An 11863-nucleotide genomic window follows, 5' to 3' on the forward strand; every position below is an offset into this window, starting at 1 on the left:
GGGAGGGGGAAGCGGCGCCGCTTGACTACAGATCGGCAAAGGCTAAAATCTTAATTGATCGATCAATTAATTTTGAGGCTTTTGAGGCGCGGCATCGGAGGACACGCAGGCTCCTCCGGCCTGAACTTTTTCACACATCCGGCGGGGGGAGGAGATGGGCAAGGGGGCTGGCCGGCATCGGGACCGGGATCGTGAGGCCATGCGTCAGCGCATCATCGAAGCCGCCTTCCGGGTTTTCCTTCGCAAAGGCTTTCGGGGGACCTCCAACCGGGAGATCGCCCGGGAGGCGGGGATCTCGCCGGGCCTGATCTACTGGTATTTCCGGAACAAGGAAGACCTCTTCCGGGCCGTGGTGGAAGCCAAATCCTTCGCCCTCCCCTTGAGGCGCCTGGCCCGCACGATGGGGACGGCTCCGCCCCCGCAGTTCCTCGCCGGGGTGATGGAGATCGTCCTCTCCCTGTATGAGGACCCGGCCATGATCGCGGCATTGCAGTTGCTGCTGCCCGAGGCGATCCGCAACGGCCGGGTCCGGCGGGTCCTCGTCAGCCGGGCGATCCGCCCGGGTATGGAGGCCATCGCCGCTTACCTGGCCGCGCAGCAGGCCAAAGGGACCGTGCGCCCGTTGGATCCCCGGGTCGGCGCCCGCCTCTTCATGGGCCTCATGTTCTCGCAGGTCATCCTGGGCCATCTGCTGCGCCTTCGGTTCCCGGTGCCGGCCCGTCAGCTGTTCGCGGAGGCCCTGGAGGTGTATCTACATGGGATCCTGAACCCGGAAACCGGGGGAGGTTCGGCGTGAGGAGAGGCGAAAGGTTTTTCGCCCCTGCCTTGATCGAGTGCAGGGGCGCCGCGCCGCAATGCCTTTGCATGGCGCGATCCTCCTCTGGGAGATGAAGGCCGCGATGTTCCAGCGTATCGGGGCGGTGATCTACAAAGAAGTGTTGCACATCGTGCGGGATCCCCGCACCCTGGCGGTGATGTTCATGATCCCCGTGGTCCAGCTCTTCCTGCTGGGCTACGCGGCGACCACCGATGTGAAGCACGTGCCCATGGTGGTCCTGGACTGGGATCACACTCCCCAGAGCCAGGAGCTGGTGGACGCCTATCGGGCGGTGGATGTCTTTCGCATCATCGGCTATGTAGAGCGAGAGGAGGATCTGGCGCGGCTGTTGGATGCGGGGATCGCCCAGGCGGCCCTTCTGATCCCGAAGGGATACGGGGCGGATGTCCTGGCCGGCCGCCTGGCCACAGTGGGGCTGATCATCGACGGCAGCGACCCTGCGGTGGCCAGCAACGCCTACGCGGCGGCCCTCTCCATCGCCCAGAACCACTCCACGCAGATCCTCCGGCGGACGCTGAACCTGGACCCGCGGCGGATGCCCGGCCTGGATCCGCGCCCCCGGGTCTGGTATAACCCGGAGATGCGCAGCGCCAACTATATGATCCCGGGCCTGATCGGCGCCATCCTTCAGTTCCTCACCATGCTCCTCACGGCCCAGGCCATCGTCCGGGAACGGGAGCAGGGGACGATGGAGCAGCTCATTGTCACGCCCATCCGGCCGGTCGAGCTGGTGGTGGGGAAGGTGGCCCCTTACGTCCTGATCGCCTACATCGATTTCGCCATCATCCTGACCCTGGGGGCCCTCTGGTTCCGGGTGCCCTTCCGGGGAAACCTGGGTCTGCTCCTGGCTCTCTCCGGGTTGTTCCTGCTTTCCTCCCTGGGGCTGGGGCTGCTGATCTCCACGGTGGCCTCCACGCAGCGGGAGGCGATGTTGCTGACCTATTTCCTCCTCCTGCCTTCCATTTTCCTGGCCGGCCTTCTCTTTCCCATTCAAGCGATGCCTCAGGTCCTCCAGTGGATCAGTTATCTGATCCCTCTCCGCTACATGCTGGTGATCCTGCGCAGCATCATCGTGAAAGGGGTAGGCATCGAGCCGTTGTGGGATGAGACCGTTGCTCTCCTCCTGTTCGGGATAGCGGCCATGGGCCTGGCGGCCCGCCGCTTCCGGAAGCGGCTGGAATGAATCTGTTCTTGTAGGAGCGGCTTTAGCCGCGACCTCCTGCGTCATCAAAGACGGAGGTTCGGGACGAAAGCCCCTCCTACGTAAGCCGAAATTCATTTCGGCATCCTGGCTCTAAGAGCGACTTCCGCCACGACCATCGAAGGCAGGGATTGGGGTTTAAAACTCGATCTCGACGTCTGCAGACGGTCAGGTGTTCTCTGTACCGGCTGAGTCGAAATAAATTTCGACTTACAGAGAACCTTGCGTCATCGAAAACCGAAGTTCGGGGCTAAAGCCCCTCCTACAGAAGCGGCTTCAGCCGCGACCCTTGCGTCATCGAAGACCGAAATTCGGGCTGGAGCCCTTCCCGCAAGAAGATCAATATCTCATCTTCAGCGAATTATGGCTGGCGAAGCGGTGTGGGTCGAACATCTGGAGAAACGATTCGGGGCAGTGCATGCCCTCCGGGATCTCTCGTTCGTGGTGGAGGACGGAGAGATCTTCGGGATCATCGGGCCGGACGGGGCGGGGAAGACCACGCTGCTGCGTCTCCTCGCCGGGGTCCTGCGGCCGGATGCAGGGACGATCCGGGTGCTGGGGCGGGATCTGCTGCGTGAGCCCGAGCGGATCCGTCGATCCCTGGGTTACATGCCCCAGAGCTTCAGCCTCTATGGAGATCTCACAGTCCGCGAGAACCTATCTTTCTTCGCGACGATGTATGGATCGCAGGACCCCGAATGGATCCGGCGGATGCTGGGCTTCGCCCGCCTGGAGCCGTTCCTGGATCGCCGGGCGGCGCAGCTCTCCGGGGGCATGCAGAAGAAGCTGGCCCTGATCGGGGCGATGGTCCACCGGCCCCGCTTGCTGCTCCTGGACGAGCCCACCACGGGGGTGGACCCGCTGTCGCGGCGGGAGCTCTGGGATCTGCTCAGCGAGTTCCACGTGCAGGGAGTGACCATCATCGTCACCACCCCGTATCTCGATGAGGCGGAGCGCTGCACCCGGATCGCCCTGATGCACCAGGGACGGATGCTGGCCGTGGATGCACCGGGGAGGCTCCGGTCTGCGTTCCGTCATCCGGTGCTCGAGATCCTCGCTCAGCCGGTCCTGCGGGCCCAGGCGGCCCTGGCCGCCCATCCGGCGGTTCTGGAGGCTGTGGTCCTGGGAGATCGGGTGCGGGCGGTGGTCCGGGAGGACGGGGTGGCCCTTTCCGAGCTCGTCGCAGCGCTGCGGGCGCTTCCGGGGATCGAGGTCCAGGAGGCCCGCTGGGCCCCTCCGCGTCTGGAGGAGGTGTTCGCCTACCTGATGCGTCGGGAGGGAGGCCGTGGCTGAGGTGGTGGTCCGAGCGGAGCGCCTGACCCGACGGTTCGGCGCGTTCACCGCCGTGGACCATATCTCCTTCGAGGTCAGGCGGGGGGAGATCTTCGGCTTCCTGGGGCCGAACGGGGCGGGGAAAACCACCACCATTCGCATGCTGCTGGGGTTGCTGGAGCCCACAGAGGGCCGGGCATGGGTGCTCGGGTATGACGCCGCCCGGGAGACCGCGCGCATCCGCCCGCGCGTCGGTTACATGAGCCAGCGGTTCAGCCTGTATCCCGATCTCTCCGTGGAGGAGACGCTGCGGTTTTATGGGGCCGCTTATGGATTGCCCGTCCAACGGCTCCGGGAGCGGATCCCGACGTTGCTGGAGCGGCTGGATCTGGCCGGGCAGTCCCGGCGTCTGGTCCGTCACCTGGCGGGAGGCTGGCGGCAACGGATGGCCCTGGCGGTGGCCCTGCTCCACGAGCCGGAGATCATGTTCCTCGATGAGCCCACCGCGGGGATGGACCCCCTGGCCCGCCGGGAGATCTGGGCGTTGCTTTACCAGCTGGCCGAGCGGGGGGTGACGATCTTCGTCACCACGCATTATATGGATGAGGCCGAGCAGTGCTCCCGCCTGGCGCTCATCCACAACGGGCGCCTGCTGGCCCAGGGAACCCCTTTCGAGCTCAAGGAGCGGGCGGGGCCGAGGGGGATCGTCGCGGTCTCCGCCACGCCGCTGGAGCGGGCTTTCCTTCTCTTGCGGGACTGGCCCTTCTTCCAGCACGTCGCCTTCCACGGCGCCCGGATCCACGCCTATCCCCGGGATCCGGGGCTCTCCATCGAGGAGATCCGCCGCCGTCTGGAGGAGGCGGGCCTGGAGGAGATCTCCGTGGAGTGGATCCGTCCTTCTCTGGAGGATGTGTTCCTCTGGCTAGTGGATCAGGCAGCGCAGGAGGCGGAACTCCCCTCGCGGTCAGGAGGTGCGCTTCGATGAACGGACGCAAACACCTCGGATGGTGGTTGGGGTTGCTCGTCCTGCTCAGCGCCTGCCGGCCGGGGGCCGCTCGGCCGCTGGTGGTCTCCGGTTATCTGGAGGCGCGGATGGTCGACGTGATCGCGGTGGAGGGCGGTCGGGTGCTTCAAGTTCGGGTGGAGGAAGGGGATGTCGTCCGGCCCGGGCAGCCTCTTGTGGATCTGGACCCGGCTTTTCTGGAGGCCCAGATCCGAATGGCCGAGGCCCAGGTGGCGCAGGCCCGGGCCGCGCTGGAAGCGCTGGAGGCGGGGCCCCGGGAGGAAGATCTGCGGGAGGCGGCCGCGCGGGTGGATCAGGCCCAGGCCCTGCGGGATGGCGCCTATCAGGCCTGGCAGGACGCGCAGGCGATGCTCCGGGAGCCTCAGGATCTCCTGCTCCAGCGGGAGGTGGCCGCCGCGCAGGTCCGGGCAGCCCAGGCGCGGCTGGAGCAGGCGGTGGCGCTGAAAGACATCGCGGAGCGGTTGAAGAGCCGGGCCGAGGCGGCGATGCGGGAGTGGGAGCGGCTTCCCCCCGCTCTCCGTCCGCCGTTGCCTGCGGAGGTGCGGAACGCGGCCTATGCTTACTGGTCGGCCTGGGCGGAGGTGAACCGGGCCGGCGCCGCCTACGATGGAAGCCGTGCCCTTCTGGAATACCTGGATGCGGTGATCCGGGATCCGATCGCGTTGCGGACGCAGGTGGTGGAGGCGGAGGGGCGGTATCGGGCCGCGGAGGCTGTGCTGGAGGCCGCCCGGGCGCAGCAGGCGGCCCTCCGGGCGGGCGCCTCGCCGGAGCAGCGGGAAGCCGCGCGGGCACGCCTGCGGCAAGCGGAGGCGGCCCTGGAGGCCCTGAAAGCCCGCCGCTCCCGCTTCCAGCTTCTCGCTCCTCGGGGAGGGATCGTGGCGTTGCGGGCGGTGGAGCCCGGCGAGCGGGTGGCCCCCGGGACCCGGGTGCTGCAGCTGATGGATCTCCAGACTCTGGAGCTGGTCGTCTACATCCCGGAGGCCGCGCTGGGTCGGGTGCGACCCGGTATGAAAGTCCCGGTGACCGTGGAGGGGTTCCCGGGCGAGCGGTTTGAGGGGGTGATCGTTCATATCGCCGAGGAGGCTTCCTTCATCCCGCGCAACGTCCAGAGCCCGGAGGAGCGGGCGCGCCTGACCTTCGCGGTGCGCATCCGCCTGGAGAACCCGGACGGTCGTCTGAAGCCGGGAGTGCCCGCGGACGTTGAGATCCCTTGAAGGAGGATCCCGAATGCGTCGCTTCGCTCTGGTGCGGATGCTCCTGATGATCGGGATCATCGGCGGGATCGGGGGGTGGGCTCTTCTGCAGTCCCCTCGAAGCGCAGGGGGGGCGGAGGTGCGGTTCTCCGGCACCCTCACGGGTCGGAGCGTTCGCCTTTCGACAGAGGCAGGAGGAACGGTGCGCTGGCTGGCCGATGAGGGGACGACGGTGAAGGCGGGAGAGATCGTCGCCGAGCTGGAGGATCCGGTCCTCCAGCAGCAATTCCAGGAAGCGGAGGCGGCGGTGGAGGCGGCCCGGGCGGAGCTCGCCGCGCTGGAGGCGGGGGCCTCACCGGAGCAGCTCGCTGCCCTCGCCGCGCAGGTCCGCCAGGCGGAGGCGGAACGCGCCATGGCCGAAGGGCTCTGGCGGATGGCCCTGCGCCAGCTGCGGACGCCTCAAGACCTGGAGCGCCAGATCCTGGAGGCCCGGACGGCGCTGGCGGCGGCGGAGCAGGGGGTGGAACGGGCCCGGGCCGACCTGGAGAAGACGCGGGCGGAGCGGGATCGCCTGCCCTTCGATCAGCGGGAGATCGCCGACCAGCAGGTGGCTGCGGCGGAAGCGGCGTTGCGGGCGGCGGAGGCAGAGCGGGATGCAGCCCGGGCCCGGCTGGAGAGCCTCCTTCGGATCCGCCAGCGGCCTCTCGCGTTGCAGGCCCAGGTCCATGCGGCGGAGGCTCAGGTCCGGGCGGCAGAGGCCGCCGTCCGGGTAGCCCAGGCTCGGCTGGACCGCGCCCGGAACGGGCCTGCGCCGTGGGAGCGGGATGCGGCCCGGGCGGCCGTGGCCCTGGCCGAGGCGCGACGGGATCTGTTGCGCTTACAAATCGAACGGTTGCGCCTCACCGCACCGTTCACCGCGACGGTTTCCGAGCATCTGGCCCGTGTCGGAGAAACCCTGGGGGCTGGACAACCTGTCCTCAGCCTCAGCTCCGTGGATCCCCTGGAGATCACGATCTATGTGTCGGTGGGGCAGGTGGGGCGGCTGCGCGTGGGCCAGCCTGTGAAGGTTCAGGTGGATGCCTTCCCCGGCGAAATGTTCCCCGGTGTGATCGCCCGCATTGCACCGGAGGCGACCTTCACCCCCCGTAACGTCCAGACCCGGGAGGAGCGTCAGGCCCTGGTCTTCCCGGTGACCGTGCGGGTGCCCAACCCGGAGGGACGGCTGAAGGCCGGGATGCCTGCCGATGTCTTGCTTCCCCTTGGGCCCTGAACGATCCCGAGGGCAGGGAAGCCGCGCGTTCCGCCTTCAGGCGCGGAAGAAAGAGGGAACGAAGGGAACTAGCGCATCCCAGCCTTCGGTGATCACGCGCTCCCGGGTGGCCGGATCCAGCGTCAAGGTCACGGTCTCCCCTTCCGTGCGGATCACGAAGGTGACCGTCTCCCCGTTGTTGGGAATGATCTGGGTGATGCAGGGACGATCCACGCCCATCGGGTGTTCCGCCAGGAAGGCGAAACACCGGACGCAGAAGGGGAGACTGCCCGTGCAGATGTCCCGATCGATGTAAATCTTCATGGCGTCCTCCCCATCCTCATGCCGAACGAGCATGCGAAGCCTGTAGAACCCAGCGATGCGATTTCATGGATTCCCGTTTTCAGTATCCCGCTTGAGGAGGTCTCCGGATAGTGAGTTCCAACAGGGGGAAGGGGTGAAGATCGGCAGGGGGATCGGGAGGGGGACGACAGGAAGCCGCCCCCCTCCCGGAGGTGGGATGTTCAGCGGGTCCATTCGGCCTGGGCGGCGGCGACGCCGGCCCCGGGGGTGACGGGGTGCCCCAGGCGGCGCAGGGCGATCTCGATGGCGCTGAGGGTCTGGAGGAGGGCCGGCAGGCCGATCTCCCCCATATGGCCGACCCGGAAGGAGCGGCCCCGCAGGGCGGGGTGGATGGCCCCGGCCACCGTCACCCCAGCCGCTTCGATCTCCCGGATCAGGCGATCGTCGATCCCATTGGGGTAATAGATCACGCTCAGGGTGACGGCGGCCCAGGCGGGATCCCGGGGCACCATCTCCAGCTCCATCGCTCGCAATCCGGCCCGGAAGGCGCGGGCGATCCGCTCGTGGCGGGCCCATCGCGCCTCCATCCCCTCGGCGCGGATACGGCGGAGGGAGACGGCCATGGCGGCCACCAGGTTGACGGCGGGCGTGGCGAAATAAGCGGGACGGCCGGCCTGGAAGGCCTCCATCACCGGGAGCCACTTCCCCCAATCGGCGTAATAAGACCGCGTCCGGGTTCGCCGGCGTCGATAGGCCTCCAGGGCGGAGGGGCGGACGACGACGATGGCCAGACCGGGCGGCACAGCGAGCGCCTTCTGGGATCCGGTGAGGGCGACATCGACCTCCCAGGCGGTTTGGTGAAAGCGTTGCCCGCCCACCGCGCACACGCCGTCGACGACCACCAGGGCGCCGTAGCGGTGGGCCAGGGGGGCCCAGCGCTCCACCGGCACCACGACCCCGGTGGAGGTGTCGACGTGGGTGAGGGTGAGGACCTTCGCCCCCTGCCGCAGCGCCGCTTCGATCTGGGTCTCATCGGGCAGGGCGCCGGGCTCCGCCGTCACCCGGATGACCTGCGCGTCCAGCCATTCGGCCAGCTCGGCCATCCGGGCGGCGAAGTAGCCGGTGTCCACGACCACCACCCGATCCCCCGGTTCCACCAGGTTGGCCAGGGCCATCTCCATCGCCAGGGTTCCGGACCCAGGGATCAGGAAGGGCTGGCCGTCGGGGGCGTCAAAGACTTCCCGAAGGCCGTCCAGGGACTCCTGCATCAGGACGGCGAAGGCGGAGGACATGTGGCTGAGAGGTGGGCGGGCCATCGCGGCCAGGACCTCGGGGTCCACCTCGACGGGACCGGGGATCATGAGCAGGGTGCGTGGCGTCATGGATGGCGCTCCTCAGGAAAAGATAGAACCCGGAGGGCGAGACCGGCCATATCCGCACACCGCCCTCCGGGGGACGGTCTGCGTCAGGGAGGGCGAGGCTGGACCTTTACCGCGCTCCCTTTCGGGAAGCCGTCTTTTTTCGCCTGGAGACGGGGGGGCCGCCTTTCCCCCAGATGACCCGTCCGTAGGAGAAAACCAGGTGGAAACCCAGATCATAGATCCGTTCCCGCACCTCGGGACGGGCCCGATAGCAGAAGCATACAGGGACGATGAGACGCTCTTTCTTCTCCTCACCCTGGCGGGTCAGATACTCCGAGATCAGGGGCAGCTTTTTAGCGAACCGCTCCACCTCCCCGACGGTGATGTTGTATTTGGCCTCCCCCACGATCCAGATTTCGTATTTGGGGCGGGCGGGGTCGTAGGCCCGGCCCATGATATCGACTTCCAGCTCGTGGTTGTCCCAGCGCAGGAAGGTGCGTTCCAGGACGTCCACCTTCCATCCCAGCTCCCGGGTGAAGGTGTCGTGGATGACGATGTAGGCGGCGTCCTCGAGATCGCCCCCGATCACATCGCTCAGGGCGCCGACCTGGCGGGTCATCTGTTCCATCAGCCGCTCCAGTCGGGCGATGCGTTCTTCCGCCTGGGCCTGGGCTTCGGCGAGGCGGGCGAGGGCTTCTTCCAGGCGGCGCTGGCCCTCTTCCACGCGAGCGAGGCGCTCTTCGGTGCGGATTTGGGCTTCCTCCAGGCGGCGCTGGTTCTCCTCCAAACGGGCCACGCGTTCTTCGGTGCGGGCCTGGGCTTCGGCCAGGCGGGCGAGGGCCTCTTCCACGCGGGCGAGACGTTCTTCGGTGCGGATTTGGGCTTCTTCGAGGCGGGCCACGCGTTCTTCGGTGCGGGCCTGGGCTTCGGCCAGGCGGGCGAGGGCCTCTTCCACGCGGGCGAGGCGTTCTTCGGTGCGGATTTGGGCCTCTTCGAGGCGGGCCACGCGTTCTTCGGTGCGGGCCTGGGCTTCGGCCAGGCGGGCGAGGGCTTCCTCCAGGCGGCGTTGGCTCTCCTCCACGCGAGCGAGGTGCTCTTCGGTGCGGATTTGGGCTTCTTCGAGGCGGGCCACGCGTTCTTCGGTGCGGGCCTGGGCTTCGGCCAGGCGGGCGAGGGCCTCTTCCACGCGGGCGAGACGTTCTTCGGTGCGGATTTGGGCTTCTTCGAGGCGGGCCACGCGTTCTTCGGTGCGGGCCTGGGCCTCGGCCAGGCGGACGACGGCTTCTTCCAGACGGGCGTGGGCCTCGATCAGACGGGTGAGGGCCTCTTCCATTCGCGCATGGGCCACCGTCAGGCGCGCCAGGCCCTCTTCCACAGATCCGTAGCCCTTGGTCAGCTGGTTGACCTCCGTCTGCAGCCCACCCAGGCTTCCTTCCAGCCACCGGCGCAAGTCCGCGATCCCCTGGTCCCCGCGGGCCGCCAGGTGATCCAGGGCCTTGAGGAGGGTGTCCACGGCCGCTTCGTCAAACACCCTGCGGAGGATGGCGCGCAGCGTGTCCTGCTCTTCCCGGGAGAGCGCTTGCATAGGGATTCCCTCAGTGAAGGGACCTCTTTATCAGTTTAACACATCTTGAGCCGGATGGTGCGATGCGGCGAGGGCTTCGGCCGCGCGGATCCGCTTCCCCAGCGCCGGGTGGGTGTAGAAGATCCATTCCACCCAGGGCTCCGGATCCAGCTCCGCCAGGTTCTGCTCGCCCAGCTTCCGCAAGGCCGTTGCCAGCGCCATCGGTCGTCCGCACAGGCGGATGGCCTCTCGATCCGCCTCCCATTCCCGCCAGCGCGACCACGCGTTCACCGGGATCATCCAGATCAACCGGAACAGGAGAGCGCCGATGGCCAGCGCGGGCAGGCTGGATGGGTGATCCAGGCCGGGGAGGCCCAGGGCCCGGACCCCCAGGGGCAGCCCTTGCGCTCCGATGAAGAACCCGGCCAGGCTGATGAGGCTCTCCAGGGCCAGGCCCAGGGGGATATCCCGATGCAGATGATGGGCCAGCTCGTGGGCCAGGATCGCCTCGATTTCGTCGGGGGTGTAGCGCGAAAGCAGCGTGTCCCCGATCACGATCCGTCGGGTGGGCCCCAGCCCCATCAGCCCGGCGTTGGCCGCCCGGGTCCGCCGGCTCATGTCGATCACATAGGCGCCTCGCACCCGGATGCCGGCCCGCTGGGCCAGACGGGCCAGCCGCCCGGCGAGCTCGGGATCCTGGAGGGGCTGGAACCGGTAGAACAGGGGGGCGAGGAGCACGGGGGCGAGCTGGGCCAGCACAACGGTGAAGCCGATCCAGGCGGCTCCTACGGGAAGCCACCAGGTGTGGGGCCAGCGTCGGAAGGCGAGGTAGAGCCCGCCGATCAGAGGCAGGCCGATGGCGGCGCTGATCCCTCCGGCCTTGAGGTAATCGAGGAGCCACGCGGCGCGCGTCTGGGTGGAGAGGCCGAAACGGTGGGGGAGGAGGAACCCGCCGTAGAAATCGATGGGGAAGGAGAGCAAGGCCCATCCCCCTCCGAACAGGAAGGCCATCCCCATCGCGTCCAACGGGGGCGGGAGGCGGCGGGCCAGGGCCTCGCCGAGGCCGAGGGCCAGGCCGCTTCCCAGCCAGGCCATGGCGTAGGCGGCGAACAGGGCGATCTCCGCCGCCCACAGGCGACGGCGCAGCCGGGCGTAACGCCGGGCCTGCTCCTCCCGGTCCATCGCCTGCTCCCCGGATCAGCGCTCCGGCTTCAGGATGACCACGGTGCCCGGATAGAGGGAGCGGAAGCGCTCGGCGTCGGCCTCGGAGCCGGCCACTCCGGCTCCGTAATGCATGGGGATGGCGACCTTCGGCCGGATGGCTGCGGCGGCCTGGGCGGCCTCCTCCGCCGTCATCACGTAAGTCCCGCTGACGGGGAGCAGGGCGATATCGCAGCGGATCTCCTTCATCTCGGGGATGAAGTCTGTGTCCCCGGCGAAGTAGAGACGCTCCCCTTCGATGGTGAGGATGAAGCCCAGCCCGCCGGCCTCCCGGGGGTGGAATCGTTTGTTGATGTTGTAGGCCGGCACCGCTTCGATCTCCACGCCCTTCACGGAGAGGCGCTCGCCGGGGCGCATGGCCTGGGCGCCTTTGATTTTGGCGGCCGCTGCCGGGCTGCTGATGATCACGGTGTCCGGCTGGCGGAGCCGGTTGACGTCCTCCGGAGAGCAATGATCGAAGTGCTCGTGGCTGATCAGGATGAGATCCGCTTTCGGCGCGTCCGCAGGGACCTGCCAGGGATCCAAATAGATCACCGGCGGTCCATCGATGCGGAAGGCGTCATGACCCAGCCAGTGGATCCGGCTCAACAGGCGAGGGCGCGTTTCCATGAGGAACCTCCCTCTGATGCTTGGGGAC

The 11863-nt window shown here is 67.9% G+C and carries 11 protein-coding genes; 6 read left to right on the forward strand and 5 right to left on the reverse strand.

Annotated features, from left to right (window positions below; translation table 11 throughout):
- Positions 1–154: 154 nt before the first annotated feature.
- From KNN16_RS04265 to KNN16_RS04290, 6 genes are all read left to right on the forward strand, one after another.
- Positions 155–796 (forward strand): TetR/AcrR family transcriptional regulator, encoded by a 642-nt coding sequence (locus KNN16_RS04265; protein ID WP_303899175.1) that lies wholly within the window; start codon positions 155–157, stop codon positions 794–796.
- A gap of 103 nt (positions 797–899) precedes the next feature.
- On the forward strand, positions 900–2021 hold the full coding sequence (locus KNN16_RS04270) for an ABC transporter permease (RefSeq protein ID WP_299288334.1): 1122 nt from the start codon (positions 900–902) through the stop codon (positions 2019–2021).
- Positions 2022–2402: 381 nt separating this feature from the next.
- Positions 2403–3332 (forward strand): ABC transporter ATP-binding protein, encoded by a 930-nt coding sequence (locus KNN16_RS04275; RefSeq protein WP_303899178.1) that lies wholly within the window; start codon positions 2403–2405, stop codon positions 3330–3332.
- Positions 3325–4296: an ABC transporter ATP-binding protein gene (locus KNN16_RS04280; protein WP_299288340.1), complete on the forward strand. Its 972-nt coding sequence runs from the start codon at positions 3325–3327 to the stop codon at positions 4294–4296. Before KNN16_RS04275 ends, KNN16_RS04280 begins: the two co-directional genes overlap by 8 nt.
- Complete coding sequence (locus tag KNN16_RS04285) at positions 4293–5549, forward strand: HlyD family secretion protein (protein ID WP_303899180.1); 1257 nt, start codon at positions 4293–4295, stop codon at positions 5547–5549. The genes KNN16_RS04280 and KNN16_RS04285 overlap by 4 nt, the downstream gene beginning before the upstream one ends.
- A 13-nt stretch (positions 5550–5562) precedes the next feature.
- A complete protein-coding gene (locus KNN16_RS04290; RefSeq protein WP_303899182.1) occupies positions 5563–6798 on the forward strand; it encodes an HlyD family secretion protein in 1236 nt (411 codons plus the stop codon).
- A gap of 36 nt (positions 6799–6834) precedes the next feature.
- Here the strand turns inward: KNN16_RS04290 and KNN16_RS04295 are convergent, their stop codons facing one another.
- The 5 genes from KNN16_RS04295 to KNN16_RS04315 form a co-directional block, all read right to left on the reverse strand.
- Positions 6835–7101 (reverse strand): hypothetical protein, encoded by a 267-nt coding sequence (locus KNN16_RS04295; RefSeq protein ID WP_299288913.1) that lies wholly within the window; start codon positions 7099–7101, stop codon positions 6835–6837.
- Positions 7102–7301: 200 nt separating this feature from the next.
- Entirely contained in the window at positions 7302–8462 is a 1161-nt protein-coding gene (locus tag KNN16_RS04300; protein WP_303899185.1) for an alanine--glyoxylate aminotransferase family protein, read from the reverse strand.
- A 106-nt stretch (positions 8463–8568) separates the two neighbouring features.
- Positions 8569–10026 (reverse strand): hypothetical protein, encoded by a 1458-nt coding sequence (locus KNN16_RS04305; protein ID WP_303899188.1) that lies wholly within the window; start codon positions 10024–10026, stop codon positions 8569–8571.
- Between the two features lie 30 nt (positions 10027–10056).
- Complete coding sequence (locus KNN16_RS04310; RefSeq protein ID WP_303899191.1) at positions 10057–11187, reverse strand: M48 family metallopeptidase; 1131 nt, start codon at positions 11185–11187, stop codon at positions 10057–10059.
- A 15-nt stretch (positions 11188–11202) separates the two neighbouring features.
- A complete protein-coding gene (locus KNN16_RS04315) occupies positions 11203–11835 on the reverse strand; it encodes an MBL fold metallo-hydrolase (RefSeq protein WP_303899195.1) in 633 nt (210 codons plus the stop codon).
- Between the last annotated feature and the right edge of the window lie 28 nt (positions 11836–11863).

The organism is Thermoflexus hugenholtzii (genome assembly GCF_018771565.1).
GTDB lineage: Bacteria > Chloroflexota > Anaerolineae > Thermoflexales > Thermoflexaceae > Thermoflexus > Thermoflexus hugenholtzii_A.